General features: G+C 71.4%; 19 protein-coding genes. 12 read left to right on the top strand and 7 right to left on the bottom strand.

What is annotated here, in order from left to right:
- Positions 1-217: 217 nt before the first annotated feature.
- Positions 218-4,558: a BTAD domain-containing putative transcriptional regulator gene (locus ACWGDB_RS21455; RefSeq protein ID WP_453823852.1), complete on the top strand. Its 4,341-nt coding sequence runs from the start codon at positions 218-220 to the stop codon at positions 4,556-4,558.
- Here the strand turns inward: ACWGDB_RS21455 and ACWGDB_RS21450 are convergent, their stop codons facing one another.
- Together ACWGDB_RS21450 and ACWGDB_RS21445 are read right to left on the bottom strand one after the other, a co-directional pair.
- Positions 4,559-6,262 carry a bifunctional 3'-5' exonuclease/DNA polymerase gene (locus tag ACWGDB_RS21450; RefSeq protein WP_453823851.1) on the bottom strand — a complete coding sequence of 568 codons (1,704 nt, stop codon included), beginning with the start codon at positions 6,260-6,262 and terminating at the stop codon, positions 4,559-4,561.
- A gap of 34 nt (positions 6,263-6,296) precedes the next feature.
- A complete protein-coding gene (locus ACWGDB_RS21445) occupies positions 6,297-7,073 on the bottom strand; it encodes a Clp protease N-terminal domain-containing protein (RefSeq protein WP_453823850.1) in 777 nt (258 codons plus the stop codon).
- 92 nt (positions 7,074-7,165) lie between these two features.
- Here ACWGDB_RS21445 and ACWGDB_RS21440 point away from each other — a divergent pair, with 92 nt between their 5' ends.
- A complete protein-coding gene (locus ACWGDB_RS21440) occupies positions 7,166-8,341 on the top strand; it encodes a DUF2786 domain-containing protein (RefSeq protein WP_453823932.1) in 1,176 nt (391 codons plus the stop codon).
- Between the two features lie 74 nt (positions 8,342-8,415).
- Here ACWGDB_RS21440 and ACWGDB_RS21435 read toward each other — a convergent pair whose 3' ends face one another.
- The 4 genes from ACWGDB_RS21435 to rpmB form a co-directional block, all read right to left on the bottom strand.
- Positions 8,416-8,892, bottom strand: coding sequence for a DUF4232 domain-containing protein (locus tag ACWGDB_RS21435; protein ID WP_453823849.1), 477 nt, complete (start codon positions 8,890-8,892; stop codon positions 8,416-8,418).
- A 119-nt stretch (positions 8,893-9,011) separates the two neighbouring features.
- The gene (locus ACWGDB_RS21430) at positions 9,012-9,491 is read right to left on the bottom strand and encodes a hypothetical protein (protein ID WP_453823931.1); all 480 of its coding nucleotides are present in this window, start codon (positions 9,489-9,491) and stop codon (positions 9,012-9,014) included.
- Positions 9,492-9,650: 159 nt separating this feature from the next.
- Positions 9,651-9,956: a 30S ribosomal protein S14 gene (gene rpsN / locus ACWGDB_RS21425; protein WP_328880172.1), complete on the bottom strand. Its 306-nt coding sequence runs from the start codon at positions 9,954-9,956 to the stop codon at positions 9,651-9,653.
- On the bottom strand, positions 9,956-10,192 hold the full coding sequence (rpmB, locus tag ACWGDB_RS21420) for a 50S ribosomal protein L28 (protein WP_453823848.1): 237 nt from the start codon (positions 10,190-10,192) through the stop codon (positions 9,956-9,958). Before rpmB ends, rpsN begins: the two co-directional genes overlap by 1 nt.
- Positions 10,193-10,254: 62 nt before the next feature.
- Here rpmB and rpmG point away from each other — a divergent pair, with 62 nt between their 5' ends.
- The 5 genes from rpmG (at position 10,255) to ACWGDB_RS21395 (ending at position 12,587) form a co-directional block, all read left to right on the top strand.
- Complete coding sequence (gene rpmG, locus ACWGDB_RS21415; RefSeq protein WP_015658813.1) at positions 10,255-10,419, top strand: 50S ribosomal protein L33; 165 nt, start codon at positions 10,255-10,257, stop codon at positions 10,417-10,419.
- Between the two features lie 8 nt (positions 10,420-10,427).
- Entirely contained in the window at positions 10,428-10,676 is a 249-nt protein-coding gene (locus ACWGDB_RS21410) for a type B 50S ribosomal protein L31 (protein ID WP_328425145.1), read from the top strand.
- A 4-nt stretch (positions 10,677-10,680) separates the two neighbouring features.
- Positions 10,681-11,844: a CobW family GTP-binding protein gene (locus ACWGDB_RS21405; RefSeq protein WP_453823847.1), complete on the top strand. Its 1,164-nt coding sequence runs from the start codon at positions 10,681-10,683 to the stop codon at positions 11,842-11,844.
- 5 nt (positions 11,845-11,849) lie between these two features.
- A complete protein-coding gene (rpsR, locus tag ACWGDB_RS21400) occupies positions 11,850-12,083 on the top strand; it encodes a 30S ribosomal protein S18 (RefSeq protein ID WP_453823846.1) in 234 nt (77 codons plus the stop codon).
- A 285-nt stretch (positions 12,084-12,368) separates the two neighbouring features.
- A complete protein-coding gene (locus ACWGDB_RS21395; RefSeq protein WP_217207196.1) occupies positions 12,369-12,587 on the top strand; it encodes a DUF397 domain-containing protein in 219 nt (72 codons plus the stop codon).
- 93 nt (positions 12,588-12,680) lie between these two features.
- Here ACWGDB_RS21395 and ACWGDB_RS21390 read toward each other — a convergent pair whose 3' ends face one another.
- The gene (locus tag ACWGDB_RS21390) at positions 12,681-13,199 is read right to left on the bottom strand and encodes an ATP-binding protein (RefSeq protein WP_453823845.1); all 519 of its coding nucleotides are present in this window, start codon (positions 13,197-13,199) and stop codon (positions 12,681-12,683) included.
- Between the two features lie 333 nt (positions 13,200-13,532).
- Here ACWGDB_RS21390 and ACWGDB_RS21385 point away from each other — a divergent pair, with 333 nt between their 5' ends.
- The 5 genes from ACWGDB_RS21385 (at position 13,533) to ACWGDB_RS21365 (ending at position 18,483) form a co-directional block, all read left to right on the top strand.
- Complete coding sequence (locus ACWGDB_RS21385) at positions 13,533-14,357, top strand: helix-turn-helix domain-containing protein (RefSeq protein ID WP_453823930.1); 825 nt, start codon at positions 13,533-13,535, stop codon at positions 14,355-14,357.
- Positions 14,358-14,496: 139 nt separating this feature from the next.
- Positions 14,497-15,957, top strand: coding sequence for an aldehyde dehydrogenase family protein (locus tag ACWGDB_RS21380; RefSeq protein WP_453823844.1), 1,461 nt, complete (start codon positions 14,497-14,499; stop codon positions 15,955-15,957).
- A gap of 76 nt (positions 15,958-16,033) precedes the next feature.
- Positions 16,034-16,675, top strand: coding sequence for a PadR family transcriptional regulator (locus ACWGDB_RS21375; RefSeq protein ID WP_453823843.1), 642 nt, complete (start codon positions 16,034-16,036; stop codon positions 16,673-16,675).
- A 90-nt stretch (positions 16,676-16,765) separates the two neighbouring features.
- Positions 16,766-17,731, top strand: coding sequence for an ATP-binding cassette domain-containing protein (locus tag ACWGDB_RS21370; protein WP_453823842.1), 966 nt, complete (start codon positions 16,766-16,768; stop codon positions 17,729-17,731).
- The gene (locus ACWGDB_RS21365; protein ID WP_383610643.1) at positions 17,728-18,483 is read left to right on the top strand and encodes an ABC transporter permease; all 756 of its coding nucleotides are present in this window, start codon (positions 17,728-17,730) and stop codon (positions 18,481-18,483) included. The genes ACWGDB_RS21370 and ACWGDB_RS21365 overlap by 4 nt, the downstream gene beginning before the upstream one ends.
- Positions 18,484-18,491 lie beyond the last annotated feature (8 nt).

Below are 18,491 nucleotides of genomic sequence, written 5' to 3'. Positions count from 1 at the left end.
GGATCGCTAACATGTGGCCAACGATGCTCCGTTTCGGCGCCGTTCAGTTGGCGTGAAGTCGACGGACGGTGACGGGAGACGACCTGGGTGGAACGGTTCGTGGCCGAGTAGCGTCGTGAAGGGTGTGGCGGGAAACCGTCGTACATGGGCTGTGCATGGGTTGCACATAGGTCACACACAAGGGCGCGGGCCCGTCGCGTGGGAAGGCAGTGGCGGCGTGAAGCGGTACGGGCTGCGGTTCGGACTGCTGGGGCCGGCGGTCGTGTTCGAGGCCGGGGCGGACGACGGCTCCTCCGAGTCCTGTGCCGGCCGGAGCCCCGGCGACGACGCGCCGAGCGTGTCCGAGCGTGCCGTCCGGACCATTCGCAGCCCCAAGGTGCGGGCCCTGCTCGCCACGCTGCTGCTCGAAGGTGGCCGGGTCGTCTCCGTCGAGTCGCTGACGGACGTGCTGTGGGGCGGGGCGCCGCCCCCGTCGGCGCGGGCCTCGCTGCACAACCACGTGGCCCGGCTACGGCGACTTCTCGACGACCCCGAACGGCTGCGGGCGGCACCGCCCGGCTATGTCCTGCGCGTCGACGAGGGCGAACTGGACGTCGACGTCTTCGTCACCGGTGTCGCCGCGGCCCGCGTCGCCCATGCCGGCCGGGACTGGGAGCGCACGCTGCGCGAGAGCACGGCAGCGCTCGCACTGTGGCGCGGCACGCCCCTGGCCGGCCTGCCCGCCGAGGTGGGCGGCTACGCGCTCGTCCAGCGCCTGGCGGAGGCGCGGCTCCTGCTCCTGGAGTGGCGCTACGACGCCGAGCTGAGCGTGGCCGGGCCGCGCGTCGACGCCCTGGTACCCGAGCTTGCGGCCCTGGCCGCCGAACATCCCCTACGGGAGTCCTTCCACCGCCACCTGATGCTCGCCCTCCACCGCACGGGCCGACGGGCCGAGGCCCTGGCCGTCCACCGTGATCTGCGCACGCGTCTGATCGAGGAGTTGGGGGTGGAGCCGGGGGTGGGGGTGCGGGAGGCGCATGTTGAGGTGTTGCGTGCGGGTTCGGAGGGAGGACGCGCGGCATTGGTGCGCGGGGGTTCGGAGCGTGGGGGCGGCGACCCGGCGCGCGGTGCCGTCGGCTCTGCCGCTGCCCAGGTCGGCGACGTGCCCCACAACGCCGTGAACCCTGACGCTACGCGCGATGACGACACCACCCGGCGACCCGGGCAAGGCGATGCCCTCCCTGAGGGGGACGCCCCGGCCGGCCCACCCCGACCGCCCCGCCCCGCCCAACTTCCCCCACCTCCAGCCCACTTCACGGGCCGTACGGCCGTACTCACCGACCTGCGCCGCACCCTCGCCCCCACGACCGCACCCACCCCGACGATCACCGTCGCCGTCCTCAGCGGCATGCCCGGCGTCGGCAAGAGCGCCCTCGCGCTGCAGGCCGCCCATGGGCTGGCGAATCGTTTCCCCGACGGTCAGCTCTACGTCAACCTGCACGGCGCCACCCCCGGCATGCCCCCGCTCACCCCCGGCCAAGCCCTCACCGCACTCCTTCGCGACCTCGGCGCCGACCCCCGCTCCATACCCGAACACCCGGACGCGGCCGCCGCGTTGCTGCGCTCGCTGCTCGCCCCTACCCGCACGCTGATGCTCCTGGACGACGCCGCGAACGCCGCCCAGGTACGCCCACTGCTCCCGGCGGGCCCCGGCTGCGCGGTGATCGTCACCAGCCGCTCCCCGCTGACGGCCCTGGACGGCGTCCGCCGTTTCCCGCTGACGCCCCTCACCGCCGAGGAGAGCGCGGCGCTGCTACGCGCGGCTTCGGGGCGCGACGGCTTCCACGGCGGCTTCCGCCAGGTCAACGACGGCCGCGATGCCCGTACCGAGCCCGACCGCCCCGTTGGACGGGGGACCGCCGACACCGGCGACCAGACCGACGCCGTCGAGACGCAGTCACCTGCCGACGAGCGCCGTGCCTCCGCAGGCGACGCCCCGGCGACCGGTAGCGGGGGCGGCGAGTCGGGCGGCACGGGCCCTGCGCCCACCGACGACGGCCCCGCACCGACCGGCTGTGGCCCCACACCGACCGGCCCTGGCCGCACACTTGGCGGCGCAGGGCAGCCACAGGTCGGCGAGGGCCCGGCGCCTGCCGACGTTGGCCGCCCGCCCGTCCGCGATGCGCAAGCCCCCACCGGCAACGGGCCCGCAGCCCCTGGCTGTGGCCGCGCGCCTGGCGGCGCAGCCCAAGCACCGGCCGGCGAACTTCCCGCGCCCACCGACGACGGCCGCGCGCCCGGCCACGATGCGCAAGCCCCCACCGGCAACGGCCCCGCATCGACCGGCTGTGGCCGCACGCTCGGCGGTGAAACCCAGGCGCGGGTCGGCGACGGTCAAGCGCTCGCTGGTGACGGCCCTGCGCCTGCCGACGATGGCCGCGCGCCTGGCCGCGACGTGCAAGCCCCCACCGGCAACGGGCCCGCAGCCCCTGGCTGTGGCCGCACACCTGGCGGCGAAGCCCAAGCACCGGCCGGCGAACTTCCCGCGCCCACCTACGAGGGCCGCACGGTCAGCCACGATGCGCAAGCCCCCACCGGCAACGGCCCCGCACCGACCGGCTGTGGCCGCACGCTCGGCGGTGAAACCCAGGCACCGGCCGGCGAGCTTCCCGCGCCCACCGACGACGGCCGCGCGCTCAGCCGCGATGCGCAATCCCCCACCGACGACGGACCCGCACCGACCGGCTGTGGCCGCACGCCTGGCGGCGCGGCCCAGGCACCGGCCGGCGACGGCCCCGCGCCCACCAACGACGGCTGCCCGCCCGCCATCGAAGCGCAACCACTCACCGGCAACGACCCCGCACCCGACACCCATGCCCGCACACCTGGCGGCGAAGCCGCAGTCCCCACCACCGAGGGCCGCCCAGCCCCGACCACCGAGGCCCCCACACCCCCCACCCACCCCCTGATCGCCCTAACCGGTGGCCTCCCCCTGGCCCTCCGTGTCGTCGCTGCCCGGCTCGCCGCCCGCAGTGCGCTCACCCCCGACATGCTGGCCGGGCAACTGGCCGCAGCCGAGAGCCGGTTGCATCACCTGGAGTACGACGACCTGAGCGTCCGCCGTTCCCTCGCAGTCGCCCACGACGCCCTCGCCGCCTCCGAACGTGAGGCCGACCGGGACGCGGCTCTCGCCCTGCGCCGCATCGGCGCCCTCGACCTGCCCGCGTACGGCGCACCCCTGCTGGCCCGCCTGACCGGCACCGACGAACGCCGCGCCGAAGCCGCACTCGACCGACTCGTGGACGTGGCCCTCCTGGAGGAGACGGCGTACGGCCGCTACGCCCCCCATGACCTCGTACGCGACTTCGCCCGCGAGCTCGCCGGTGCCGGAGCGGACGCCGAGGGCGAAGCCGACGTCACCGAGACCGCCCTGCGCTGGTACGCCGCCGTAGCCGAACGCACCCTCACCGCCATCGTCGAACCCGGCCTCGACCAGGACGACCGCCGTCGCCCGACCCCGACCCAACCGCCCGGGCACACGACGACCGTCGCCACGGTGCCCGTCTTCCCCAGCCCCGAAGCCGCCTTCGCGTGGGGCGATTCGGAACTGGAGAACATCGTCGCGCTGGTGGAGCAGTACGGCGACGACGGCCCCAACCCCCGGACGGCCACGGCCACGGCCACGACCGCAACCACCGGCCCCCTCTCCACCCTCATCCGCCTCCTCTTCCCCTACCTCCAACGCAGCGGCCACGTAGCCGAGATGGAGCTACTGGGCCGGACCGCACTGCGCCTGGCGACGCGGCTCGGCGACGAAGCGGCCGAGGCATACGCCCTGGGCGACCTAGCCGGTCTGCACTTCCTGACCGGCCGCCACACCGAGGCGCTGCACCTCAACGACCGCGCCCTGACGATCTGGCGGCATCTCGAAGTCGTTTCCTGGATGCGCCGCTGCCTCAACAACCGCGGCCTGCTGCTCGAAGGGCTCGGCCGCTACGACGAGTCGGGGGAGGCGCTGCGCCAGAGCCTGGAGTACTCAAGGCAGTTGAACGACCCGCACGGCGAGGCGGTGACCTACAGCCACCTCGGGAACCTGTACGAGCACACCGACCCCAGGGCCGCCATCGAGCAGCATCGCCGCTCACTCGCCATCGGAGACGAGATCGGCAACGTCATCGTGCAGCACTCGGCCCGCTGCAACATCGGCTACGCCCACCTCACCCTCGGCGAACCGGCGGCAGCCGCCGCGCATTTCGAGGAGAGCCTGCGCATCCTCGGCGGCCACGGCGACTGGCACGGCGAGTCCCAGACCCGCCTCGGTCTGGTCCGCGCCCTGCGTCTCCTCGGCCACACCGACCGCGCCACCCACGCCTGCGCAGAACTCCTCACCCGAGCCGACGCCCGAGCCGACCGCTACATGGGCGGCCTGGCCCGGCACCAGTACGGCCTGCTGCTGCGGGAACTGAGCCGTGTCCAGGCCGCGCACGCCGAGTGGCGCACCGCTCTCGACCTGCTGGACGGCACCGACGAGAAGGCGGTCGTCGAGGAGCTCCGCCTCCTGCTGGACCACACCCGGTGATCACTTCGCATCCGCATAACACTCCACCACCGCCGTGGTGAACGGAAACCGCACCGGCGTCTCCCCGAACGTCAGCCGCCCCGCCAGCTCCGCCGCCTCCCGGATCGCCGTCACGACCGTCTCGGCCTCCTCCTCGGGACAGTGCACGATCACCTCGTCGTGCTGGAAGAAGACCAGTTCAGCCGCCATGTCCGCGCAGGCTCGCCGCAGCGCCGCGAGCAGCAGCAGGGTCCAGTCGGCGGCGCTGCCCTGGACGACGAAGTTGCGGGCGAAGCGGCCCCGGGCGCGGGCGTTGGTGGAGGCGTAGCCCCGCCCCCACTCCTGCGGCCCGGAGCCCTCGGCGGGCTCGTCCTGCGCGTCCGGCACCGGAATGCCCGCCTCCTCGGCGGCGTCGTCCGTCGCACCGGCCGCCGGCGGACACGTCCGCCCCAGCCAGGTCCGCACGAGCCGCCCCTCCTCACCGGCCCGCGCCGCGTCGTCGACGTAGGCCACCGCCTTGGGGAAACGGCGTCTGAGCGCGGCGAGGTTCTTGAGCCCGTCGCCGGAGGTCTGGCCGTAGACGGCACCCAGCACGGCGAGCTTGGCCTGGGCGCGGTCGCCCGAGAAGGCGCGGTCCGACACCGACTGGTAGAGGTCGGTCTCCCGTCCGGCCACCTCCATCAGCCCGGGGTCACGGGAGATCGCGGCCAGCACCCGCGGTTCCATCTGGTCGGCGTCCGCCACCACGAGCCGCCAGCCCGGGTCGGCGACCACGGCACGCCGGATGACCTTCGGGATCTGCAGCGCGCCCCCGCCGTTGGTCACCCACCGCCCGGTCACCGTCCCGCCCGCGAGGAACTCCGGTCTGAACCGCCCGTCGCGCACCCAGTCCTGCAGCCAGGACCAGCCGTGGGCCACCCAGATCCGGTACAGCTTCTTGTACTCGACGAGCGGCTTCACCGCCGGATGGTCGAGGGACTCGATCTCCCAGCGACGGGTCGATCTGATCTTGATCCCGGCCTGCGCGAAGGCCTTGATGACGTCCGCGGGCAGATCGGGCCGCACCCGGCGGCCGAAGGCCGCGGACACCTCGTCGGCCAGCTCGGCCAGCCGCCGCGGCTCCCCGCCCCCGGCATACCGCTCACCGAGCATCTCGTGCAGCACCCGGCGGTGCACCTCGGCGCTCCACGGCAGCCCGGCCCGGTTCATCTCGGCGGCGACCAGCATCCCCGCCGACTCGGCCGCGGTCAGCAGCCGCATCCGCTCCGGATGCCCGGCCTTGTCGTGTCGGCGCTGCTGGTCGGCGTAGACCTCGACGAGGTCGTCGAGCGGTACGTGGACCGCCTGCGGCTCGAAGAGCGAGGACTGCGAGCCGCGTTCGGCGGACCGCTGGGGCGGATCGGGCGGCACGGGGCGCCCGCGCAGCCGGGCGAGGGCCGCGGCGGCCGATCTCGGTTCCCCGGACCGCCCCTCGTGACCCAGGAGAAGGGTCTCGGCGTCCTCGATGTCGTAACACCGCTCCACTCGCACCCCCGTGGCGAGCAGACGTGGATACACCTCGGCGGTGGACCGCCACACCCACCGCGCGACATCGGGCCGTCCCCGCACGGCCTGAGCGAGATCCGCCTCCCGGCGCACCGGCCCCGCGGGCAGCCCGTCCGGACCGAGGGGGGCGACCTCCACGCCACCGTCCTCGGCCGGAGCGAGCGCCCACCGGTCGGTCATGCTGCGAGTGTGGCACCCGGGTCTGACAACGGCCTCAGCCCTGCGCCTCGCCGGCCTCGCCCTGCTCGCGGGACTCCTTGCTCGTCTGCTCACCGCTCTGCAGGAACTTCGAGAGCAGTTCGACGACGTAGTCCTCGACCGCCTGCTTGGTGAGGCCGAGGCCGGACAGGACGCCGGTGCCGTTCTCGAACTCCAGCAGGGCCAGCAGCATGTGCTCGGTGCCGACGTAGTTGTGGCCGAGGCGCAGAGCTTCGCGGAAGGTCAGCTCCAGCACCTTCTTGGCGTCCGAGCCGTAGGGGACGAGCTCGGGCACCTCGTCGACGGCGGGCGGCAGCGCCGCGGTGGCGGCCTGGCGTACGGAGTCCAGGAGCACGCCCTGCGCCGTGATCGCCTTCGCGGCCAGGCCGTCGGGGTCGGCCAGCAGGCCGAGGACCAGGTGTTCCGGCCGGCCCTCGGAGTTGCGGGCCGCGATGGACTCGTTGTGGGCGGCCACCACCGCGCCCCGGGCACGTGGCGTGTAGCGGCCGAAGCCCTGCTGGGGGTCGAGGTCGATCGACTCCTTCGGCACGAACCGCTTCTGCGCGGCCTGCCGGGTGACGCCCATGCTCTTGCCGATGTCGGTCCAGGAGGCGCCCGATCGCCGGGCCTGGTCCACGAAGTGGCCGATCAGGTGGTCGGCCACTTCGCCGAGGTGATCGCCGGCGATCACCGCGTCCTGGAGCTGGTCGAGGGGTTCTTGGTGGACCTTCTTGATGGCCGCGATGAGTTCGTCGAGACGTACGGATGACGTGATGGTCGGGTTCGTCGACATGTGTCAACCGTAGGTTGACAGTCCAGAGGTGTCAACCCGTGGTTGACACCATCCGGCCGGGTGCGCAGGGCTTCCCCGGCGGTCCCGTCGGCGTGGCGTCCGCCCCGTGGCACCATCGCCAGGTGAGCAGTACGAACAGTTCGAGCGGTACGCCCGGCCCCGTCGACCGGGCCTTCGAGCACGCCCTCTACGCCGACACCGACACCGCCCTCGACACCGGCGCCTCCCTCCTCGCCGCGGACCCCACCGCGGACGCCGAACTCGCCCAACGCGGGCAGGAGTTCGTCGCGGCCACCTGGCGACGCGGCTGGCAGCCCGCCGATGTCGTACGGCTCGTACGGCGCGAGCTGGAGGACGTACACGTACGGCTGCTCTCGGCGCTGATCCACGCGCAGCGGCCGTACGACCGCCCCCGCGGCCCCCGCTGGCACGCCCAGCTCGACGACCTGCCCGCCGAGGCCCCGCCCCGCACGGACCGCTTCTCGCACGCGACCGCCGTCCTGGAGCTGTACCGCCTCCTGCTGCGCCTGCCCGCGCTGGAGCCCCTCGACGAGCCGGCCGAGCCGGCCGGCCAAACCGCCCGGCGCCCGGGATCCGAGTCCCGCATGCTCACCCGCATCCGCGCGCTGCTCGCGAAGGCGGAGGCGACCGGGTTTCCGGAGGAGGCGGAGGCGCTCAGTGCCAAGGCCCAGGAGCTGATGGCCCGGTACAGCGTCGACGAGGCGCTGCTCTCGACCCGCACGCAGGGCGCGAAGGACGCCCCCGGCGCCTGCCGGATCGGTGTGGAACCGCCGTACGAACAGGCGAAGGCGGTCCTGCTGGACGCGGTGGCGACCGCCAACCACTGCCGTGCGGTGTGGAACGAACCGTTCGCCTTCTCCACGGTCGTGGGTTTCGAGGCCGACCTGGAGGTGGTCGAGCTGCTCCACACCTCGCTCCTCGTGCAGGCCCAGACGGCGATGACGAAGGCGGAGGCGGCGCAGCGGGCGGGCGGCCGCAAGCGGACCAAGACCTTCCGCCAGTCGTTCCTGGCGGCCTACGCCCACCGCATCGGCACCCGCCTGGCCGAGGCGGCGCAGTCGCAGGTGACCCAGGACCTGCTCCCGGTGCTCGCCACCCGCGAAGTGGCGGTCACCGACCGCCTGGACCGCATGTTCCCGGAGACGACCACGACCCGCCTGCGCGGCGTCAGTGACGAGGCGGGCTGGGTGGAGGGGTCGGAGGCGGCCGAAAGGGCGCAGGTGGCCCCCCGTCGGCGGCTCGGCTGAACCGCCGGACCGGCGTCAGTCGCCGGTCCGCTGGAACCCGCTCACCGAGGCGTCCGGCGCCTTCCCGTCGCTCTTCAGCGCGACATCGCCGTACGACCACTTGAAGCTCTGCGCCTTGGTGGACCGGGCAGCCGGACCTTGACCGTGTCCACGGCGAGGCTTTTGCCGCTGCCCTCCTCGCCCCGGACATAGGTGAGGGCGAAGGAGGTGGAGGCCTCCTTCACGAGCGTCGTTCTCGTCGACGCGGCGGCCCCGGCACCCTCGTCCGCCGCGACGGAGATCGTCGTGCCACCCGCGTCGAACTCGACGGCGGGCAGCCCGACCAGGACGCACTCGCCGTCGCCGCGATTGGTGACCGTGACGGGGACGTTGCCGGTGTCCCCGGCGGCGGGGGCCGCGTTGGCGGGCCCGAACCGCACGGCCAGTTCGCCGACACACGCGGAACCGGCCTTGCTGTCCTTGCTCTTGCCGCCCCCGTCCCCGCCGTCGTCGCAGGCGGTCAGGAGGAGGGCCGCGGCGAGGGCGGCGACGGGGAGGGAAGTGGCGCGCATGGGTCCTCTGGGGGGTGGCGTCGGTGAGCGGGCGGCGATCTCCGCACCGGTCATCGGTGACCGCCGCATGGATCGGAAGCGCTCACCGCACTGATCGGGCGGACGTCACCGATGAAACATCACGATCCCAGACCGGCCGTAGGCAGCCCCGTCGGCAGCTTCCCGCCCTCCGCCCTCGTGTACGTCTCGGCGCCGAGGTCGCCCTCCCAGGTCACCTTCAGCCGCGACTTGTCGACGGAGTCGACCATCCCGGTCGCCCGGCCCTTGCTGCCGTCGGTGCACTTCAGGCGGATCATCTTCATCCCGCTCTCCTCGCCGGCGGTCCCGCTGCACACGGTCCCGCCGGTCGCGAAGAGCCCGGCCTGCTTGCCGGTGACGACGAGCGCGACGGCCTTGCCGTCGGTCGTGGCGAGCCAGCTGCCCTCCAGCTCACCGGAGGCGGACGCCGATCCCCCTCCCGTACCGCCGCCGGTGTCCGCACCGGCCGTCGCGGAGGGGTCGGCCGAGGAGCCGTCCTTGGCGTCGGAGTCGCCGTCGCCGCTGCACCCGGTCAGGGCGAGCGCGCCGGCCAGGGCCGCGGCCGTGGCCGCGACCCGCATCCGCCGGCCGGACATCGTGCGCGTACGCGAGAAAGTCGCCGAGGTCACTGGAAGCTCCCAAGCTGTAGCGGTCGGCATACGGCCGAGTCGGCCATGTGGCCGAAACGCCCGCTGCAAGTTACCAGGGAGTCCGGTCCAAAGCTCCGGAACGTGCCGTACCTACCAGGACGCCTTGCGCACACCCGGCAGATACCCGGCATGCGCCTGCTCCCGCAGACCCACCCGGGACAGCCCGAAGGCACGGAAGTAGCCGCGCGGCCGCCCGTCCACCTGGTCGCGGTTGCGTACGCGCGTGGCGCTCGCGTTCCGCGGCTGCCTGCTCAGCTCCCGCCGGGCGGCGAGCCGTTCGGCATCCGTGGACGAGGGCCGACGGATGATCTCCTTCAGCTCGGCCCGCCGGGCGGCGTACCGCTCGACGACCTCCTGTCGCTGCCGGTTCTTCGCGATCTTGCTCTTCTTGGCCATCAGACCTTCACCCCCCGGGCGCGGATCCGGGCGACGGCCGCCTCGACGCCGATCACGTCGACCGTCTTGATCCCCTTGGCGCTCAGCCGCAGCCGCACATACCGGCCCTCGCCGGGCAGCCAGTAGCGCTTGCTCTGGATGTTGGGGTCGAAGCGGCGGGAGGTCCGCCGATGGGAGTGGGAAATCGTGTTGCCGAAGCCGGGCCGGGCGCCGGTCAGCATGCAGTGGGCGGACACGGGTGACGCACCTCTCCTCGCTCGCTACTGTTAATGGAATTCATTTTCAGTAAGATAGCAGCATGGCACGCAACGAACTCCGCCCGGTCATCAAGCTCCGGTCCACCGCCGGAACCGGCTTCACCTATGTGACCCGCAAGAACCGCCGCAACGACCCCGACCGCATGACCCTGCGCAAGTACGACCCGGTCGCCGGCCGCCACGTCGACTTCCGAGAGGAGCGCTGAGCACCGCCATGCGCAACGGAATCCACCCGTCCTACGGCCCCGTCGTCTTCCGCGACCGCGCCGCGAACCACGCCTTCCTCACCCGCTCGACGATGACCAGCGAGAAAACGATCGAGTGGGAGGACGGGGCCACCTACCCCGTCGTCGACGTCGAGATCTCGAACGTCAGCCACCCCTTCTACACGGGCACGGCCCGCGTCATGGACACGGCCGGCCGAGTCGAGCGCTTCGAGCGCCGCTACGGGAAGCAGGGCTGACCCGGTGCCCGAACTCTCCGTCGTGATCGTCGGCGGTCTGCACGCCGACGCCCGCAAAGAGGCCGTGGCACGGCTGCTCGCCGACGTCCCCGACAGCGTCGTACTCCACCACGACCTGGCCACGGCCGCCGCCGGCACGGTCGTACGGACGATCCGCGACGCCACCGGCATCGTCAGCGCCGGCGAGGCGCCGCTCGTCAACGACTGCGCCTGCTGCGCGCTGCGTGAGGATCTGGTGCCGGAACTCCTGCGCATCCGGGACGCCGGCGGCACCCGTATGGCGATCGTCGAACTGTGGGACTCGGTCGAACCGAAGGCCATGGCCGAGGTGGTCACAGCAGGCGGGCTCACGGTCACCGGCGTGCTCACCGCGGTCGACCCGGCGCTGGTCCTGCCCTTTCTGGGCAACGGTGACGACCTGGCCGAGCGCGGCCTCGCAGCGGCGGCGACCGATCAGCGCACGGTCGCCGACACCTTCGCGCGCCAGCTGGAGTACGCTCCCGTCCTCGCCGTCACCGCCTCGCCGGAGGCCGACGACGAGGACCGCGAACTTCTCGCCCAACTCCACCCGACGGCCCGCCAGGTCCCGATCGACGACCTGACGGTGCCCGCCCCGCGCCGACGCCCGCTGTCCTCCCTCGCCCGGGCGGCCCTGGCCGGCTTCGACGTCGAGGCGGCCGACGCCGCCCAGCACCCGGCGTGCGCCCTGCTCCCCGCCGAGGCCGACGCGCACGGCGTCTCCACCCTCGTCTGGCATCGCCGCCGCCCCTTCCATCCGGAGCGGCTGTACGCGGCGCTGGAGGACCTGACCTGCGTGGCGGCCCGCAGCCGTGGCCGGTTCTGGCTCGCCGACAAGCCCGACGTGCTACTGCACTGGGACGCGGCGGGCGGCGCCCTGTGCGTGGAGAGCGCGGGCCCATGGCTCGCCTCACTCCCCGACGCGGCCTGGGACATGGTCCCGCCGGTACGCCGGGCCGCCGCCGCCCTGGACTGGCACCCCGAGCACGGCGACTGCTGCCAGCACCTGGTCTTCACCTCACCCGCCCTCGACCGCGACGGCCTCGAGCAACTCCTCGAATCCTGCCTCCTGACCGACGCCGAGTACGCCGCCGGCCGCACCGCCTGGAAGCAACTCCCATCCGCCTTCGACACCCTCCTGGAGGTCTGACCCCCATGCCCCGCAAGCCCGAGCGCAAGCCCACGAAGTCCCGCCCCAACCCCCTGGACCAGGCCGGCATCACCTACATCGACTACAAGGACACGGACCTCCTCCGCCGCTTCCTCTCCGACCGAGGCAAGATCCGCAGCCGCCGTGTCACCCGGGTGACGGTCCAACAGCAACGAGACCTGGCAAAAGCCATCAAGAACGCAAGGGAGATGGCCCTGCTTCCGTACGCCACCCGCTGACCCCGTGGGCTGAATTGCCGTCACGGCGCTGGAACATCAGCGCCCCGTAGCGCGTCTCTTCCTAATACACGAGGGACCGCTCCCGACTGCGACGCGATCCGCGGGGCACGCGAGGGAAGCGCTGGAACGCATACCGCCCGGCGTACGTCACAGGAGTAACCACAGGAACACCCCCCGTGCACGTGCATCTGCTCATGCAGTTGCACGTGAACAGAGCTATGATCCGGACGCACACCACTGAACACCACCGGGGAGCGACCTGTGGACCACGACGTGTACAACGGCATGGCAGCCACGGATCTGAACGGGGTGGCCTGGCAGAAGAGCAGGCACAGCAACTCGCAGGGCTCCTGCGTGGAGTTCGCGAGGCTCCCCGGCGGTGACGTCGCCGTGCGCAACTCGCGCTTCCCGGACGGCCCGGCCCTCGTCTACACCCGCGCCGAGATCGAAGCGATGCTCCTGGGCATCAAGGACGGCGAGTTCGACCACTTGGTAGCGGGCTGAGGGGCAGTCGAGCACACGCCAACCGCGCATATCCGCACGAAACGGCCTATGTAACGCGCGTAGAATCGCGACGCCAGCACACGCCGCAGCACATCATTCCGCCGCCCCCGAACCCCCCTGCGGCGCCGGAAGCCGAAACAGCGCCCACACCACCTTGCCGTTGAGCGCCCCGGCCAGCGGATGCCACCCCCAGCTGTCGCTGAAGGAGTCCACAAGGAACAGCCCCCGCCCCGACTCCGCCGAAAAGTCGTCGGAATCGCGCGCGACCGGGCTGTCATGACTGGGGTCGCGCACCGCACACACCAGCCGCTCGGTCCACCGCATCAGATGCAGCCGCACCGGCGGTGCCTGGTCGTGCACACGCTGCGCGTTCGCCGGCAGGGCGTGTCGCAGCGCGTTGGTCACCAACTCCGAGACCACGAGGCACACATCGTCGAAGCGATCGCCCAGTTCCCACTGATCCAGGGTGCGACGCGTGAACTTCCGCGCCTCACGCACCGCTTCGTAGCGGGCGGGCAGTGCACAGGAGGCGGCGTTGGAGACGGCTGCGGGATCAAGCGGCGGAAGGCCCTGCCGTAACGGCTCGAGCATGGTCGATCCATTCGTCCCCATGCGAGGCACTCCCGGGAGTTCGCGGTCGTTGCGATGCAGCGGTTGCGCGGGACCATGGTTTCGGATGCGCAGGGCAGATGCAAGGGCAGATGCACGTGCACGTGACCGAATTGGCCGTTCCCGTACCGCTTGTTGGCCATTTTTTCCGCCAACTTCAGCGCCTCTCCTTGCTCATCCCTCACCTCTTCCTGAGAGGAATCCTTGTCTTCTTTCCGTCTCTGTAATCGGACGAGTACTGCTCGAAGTGATTTAGTGGCAGACTGCGGGCCCTGAAGACGGTTGGGGAGGCTGGCGAACGTGAGCGCGGGAGAGCCCGGATCGGTGGTGCGGCGCATGCTGCTCGGCTCGCAACTGAGGCGACTGCGGGAAGCGCGCGGGATCACGCGCGAGGCGGCGGGTTACTCGATCCGCGCCTCCGAGTCGAAGATCAGCCGGATGGAGCTGGGCCGGGTGAGCTTCAAGACGCGTGACGTCGAAGACCTGCTGACGCTCTACGGCATCACGGACGAGCAGGAGCGCGCCTCGCTCCTCTCCCTCGCCCGCGAGGCCAACGTCGCGGGCTGGTGGCACAGCTACTCCGACGTCCTGCCCAGCTGGTTCCCCACGTACGTCGGCCTGGAGGGCGCGGCGAGCCTCATCCGCGCGTACGAAGTGCAGTTCGTGCACGGCCTGTTGCAGACCGAGGCGTACGCCCGCGCGGTCGTCCGGCGCGGTATGAAGGGCGCGAGCAAGGCCGACGTCGAAAAGCGCGTGGCGCTGCGCCTGGAGCGGCAGAAGTACCTCGTCGACGAGAGCGCCCCCGAGTTCCACATCGTCCTGGACGAGGCCGCCCTGCGCCGTCCGTACGGTGACCGCGAGGTGATGCGCGGCCAGCTCCAGCACCTGATCGAGATCTCCGGGCGTCCCAATGTGCGGCTGCAGATCATGCCGTTCGGCTTCGGCGGTCACTCCGGTGAGTCCGGTGCCTTCACCCTCCTCAGCTTCCCCGAGTCCGACCTGTCGGACGTCGTCTACCTGGAGCAGCTCACCAGCGCGCTCTACCTCGACAAGCACGAGGACGTCGCCCAGTACGAGAAGGCACTGAAGGAGCTCCAGCAGGACAGCCCCGGTCCGGACGAGAGCCGGGATCTTCTCCGGGGTCTCCTTCAACTCTCTTGAAACACAAGTACGATGACGTGTGATCAGACCGTGAAGGCGGTCTAGGTGATCGAGTCGATCAAGGCGATCAGAGCCGGTCAAAGCCGGTCAAGACTTCCGTGATCAGTCGATCGGTGTCCGCTAGGGATTGAGGGATCACATGTCGTCCTACTTCACCGACCTGGCTCAGCAGTACATCGACGGTGAGTGGCGCCCGGGCACAGGCTCCTGGGACATCATCGACTTCAACCCGTACGACGGTGAGAAGCTGGCGTCGATCACCATAGCCACGGTCGACGAGGTCGACGACGCCTACCAGGCCGCCGCCCGCGCCCAGAAGCAGTGGGGCGCGACCAATCCGTACGCCCGGCGTGCCGTCTTCGAGAAGGCGCTGCGCCTGATAGAGGACCGCGAGCAGGAGATCACCGAGGTGATCATCGCCGAGCTCGGCGGCACCCGGCTGAAGGCGGCCTTCGAGCTCCACCTCGCCAAGGAGTTCCTGCGCGAGGCGGTTCACCTGTCCCTGCGCCCCGAGGGCAAGATCATCCCGTCGCCGATCGACGGCAAGGAGAACCGCGTCTACCGCGTCCCGGTCGGCGTCGTGGGCGTCATCAGCCCCTTCAACTTCCCCTTCCTCCTCTCCATCAAGTCGGTCGCCCCGGCCCTCGCGCTCGGCAACGGCGTGGTGCTGAAGCCGCACCAGAACACCCCGATCTGCGGTGGCTCCCTGGTGGCGAAGATCTTCGAGGACGCGGGCCTGCCCGCCGGTCTCCTCAACGTCGTCATCACGGACATAGCCGAGATCGGCGACGCCTTCATCGAGCACCCGGTCCCGAAGGTCATCTCCTTCACCGGCTCCGACAAGGTCGGCCGCCATGTCGCCACCGTCTGCGCCTCGCTCTTCAAGCGCTCGGTCCTCGAACTCGGCGGCAACAGCGCGCTGGTGGTCCTGGACGACGCCGACATCGACTACGCGGTCGACGCGGCGGTCTTCAGCCGGTACGTCCACCAGGGCCAGGTCTGCATGGCCGCCAACCGTGTCCTCGTGGACCGCTCGGTCGCGGACCGGTTCACCGAGAAGTTCGTCGCCAAGGTGAAGACCCTGAAGGCCGGCGACCCGCGCGACCCGGAGACCGTCATCGGTCCGGTCATCAACTCCTCCCAGGCGGAGGCCATTTCGGCCACCGTCGCGCAGGCGATCGCGGAGGGCGCGACGGCCCTGGTGCACGGCACGACGACGGACAACCTGGTCGAGCCGTCCGTCCTCACCGGCCTCCCGGCCGACTCGCCCCTGCTGAAGCAGGAGGTCTTCGGCCCGGTCGCCTTCCTCGTCCCGTTCGACGGCGAGGAGGAGGCCGTACGCCTCGTCAACGACACGCCGTACGGTCTCAGCGGCGCCGTCCACACCGGCAACGTCGAGCGGGGCGTCGCGTTCGCCAAGCAGATCGACACCGGCATGTTTCACGTCAACGACGGCACCGTCCACGACGAGCCGATCGTCCCCTTCGGCGGCGAGAAGCACTCCGGCCTCGGCCGTCTGAACGGCGAGACGATGCTGGACGCGTTCACGACGACGAAGTGGATCTCGGTGCAGCACGGCAGGAGCGGCTTCCCGTTCTGAGGGTGACTGAGGGTGAACAGCGGGCTTCCCGGGGCTGACCTCGGCCCCGGCCGCCCGCCGCCCTAATCTGGACCGCATGTCAGCGATCCGTCTTCTCGTGCTCGGCGCGGTCCGGCAGCACGGGCGTGCCCATGGGTACCAGGTGCGCAACGACCTGGAGTACTGGGGCGCGCACGAGTGGTCCAATGCCAAGCCCGGCTCGATCTATCACGCCCTGAAGCAGATGGCGAAGCAGGGGCTGCTGCACGCCCACGAGATCGCGCCGTCCACGGCCGGCGGGCCGCCGCGCACGGAGTACGAGATCACGCAGCAGGGCACCGAGGAGTACCTCGGGCTGGTGCGGCAGTACCTCACGGCCTACGACCAGCGGCCGGACGTGCTCACCGCCGCGCTCGGCTTCATGGTCGACCTGGACCGCGAGGAAGTCCTCGCCCTCCTGGAGGAGCGGGTGCGCAGCATCGAGGGGTGGCGCAAGGCCGTCACGGAGTACTACACGCCCGAGGAGGGCCCCGCCCAGCTCGGCCACATCGGCGAGATCATGAACTTCTGGGTCCACTCCGCGGACACCGGCGCCGAGTGGACTCGCGGGCTGATCGAACGCATCCGGGGAGGCGCCTACACCTTCTCCGGCGAGGGCGATCCGTTCGTCGGGATCCTTGCCGACGACCAGGAGAACCCGTACGCGTCGGGGGAGCGGCACCCCGAGGATCAGAGCTGATCAGGTCCGTGGGCTAATCAAGTTTGACTAAGTTCGTCTCGGGTATTAGCTTCGAGCTGGTAGTCAAGTTTGACTAGCGAGGGAGATTCAGTGGCCGACGCGGCGATCATCGTCGAAGGGGCACGCAAGAAGTACGGCGGCAAAGCCGGCAAACACGCATTGGACGGGCTCGACCTCACGGTCGCGCGCGGCACCGTGCACGGAGTGCTCGGCCCGAACGGCGCGGGCAAGACCACCCTGGTCCGCATCCTGTCCACCCTCCTGCGGCCGGACAGCGGCCACGTCGAGGTGGCGGGACACGACGTGGTGCGCCAGGCCTACGAGGTCCGCCTGCGCATCGGGCTGCTCGGCCAGCACGCGGCCCTGGACGAGGAGTTGGGCGGCCGGCAGAACCTGGAGATGTTCGGCCGCCTCTACCACCTGGGCGCCCGCCCCGCGCGCGTGCGCGCCGACGAGCTCCTGGAGCGCTTCGGCCTCGCGGACACCGGCCGCAAGCCGGTGAAGCAGTACAGCGGCGGCATGCGCCGGCGACTGGACCTGGCGGCCTCACTCATCACCGACCCGGAGGTGCTCTTCCTGGACGAACCCACCACCGGTCTCGACCCGCGCGGCCGTGTCGAGGTCTGGTCCGCCGTCCGGTCCCTGGTGGGTGGCGGCACGACGGTCCTGCTCACCACCCAGTACCTCGAGGAGGCCGACCAGCTCGCCGACCGCATCTCGGTCGTCGACGCCGGCCGGGTCATCGCCGACGGCACCGCGGACCAGCTCAAGGCGCTCACCGGCGGCGACCGCATCGACGTGGTCCTGCGGCACGCGGGCCAACTGGGCGCGGCCGTCGCCCTGCTGCCCGTGCCGAAGGACGACGTCTCGGTGGACCCCGACCGCCGCCTGCTCAGCGCCCCGGTCACCGACCGGATGGCGGCGCTCTCCGGTGTCGTACGGGCCCTGGAGGAGGCCGGGATCGAGGCCGAGGACGTCGCGCTGCGCCGGCCGACGCTGGACGAGGTGTTCCTGCAGCTGACCGGGCGCGACGAACGAGTGAAGGAGGCCGTGTGACCGCGTACGCACTGACCGACTCCTGGACCATGACCCGCCGCGAACTCGCCCACTGGGCGCGGCAACCCGTGCAGGTCGTGGTCAACCTGGTCTTCCCCGTGATGCTGCTGCTGATGTTCGGGTACCTCATCGGCGGCGGCCGGGGCCTGCAGGGCTCCTACATCGACTACCTGGTCCCCGGCATGCTCGCGCTCACCATGGCCTTCGGCCTGGAGGGCACGATGATCGCGGTGACCCAGGACCTCAACAAGGGCGTGATCGACCGCTTCCGATCCATGCCGATGGCCAACGGTGCGGTGCTGGTGGGCCGTTCGGTGGCCGACATGCTCCAGTCGGCGCTGGCCCTGTTCGCCCTGATGGGCATCGGATACGCACTGGGCTGGCGAGCGGAGGGCAGCCCAGGGGCCTTCCTGGGCGCCGTGGGCCTGCTCCTGCTGTTCCGTTTCGCCATGCTGTGGATCGGCATCCACCTGGCGCTGGTGGCCGGGAAGCCGGAGATGGTGCAGGCGGTGCAGATCCTCGTCTGGCCGATCGGCTTCCTGTCCAACGCCATCGCGCTGCCCGAGTCCATGCCGGGCTGGCTCGGCACGGTCGTCGAGTGGAACCCGATGTCCCAGACGGCCACGGCCGTACGGGACCTGTTCGGCGGCACGGGTACGGACGGCGTCGGGGCGGCGATCGTATGGCCGCTGGTGCTCCTGGCGGTGTTCTTCCCGCTCGCGGTACGGCGGTTCGGACGCCTGAGCCGCTAGGGCGCCGC

It is taken from the genome of Streptomyces sp. NPDC055013 (assembly GCF_053608645.1).
The sequence above is the reverse complement of the archived record's forward strand: the minus strand, read 5'-3'. Positions and strand labels throughout refer to the sequence as shown.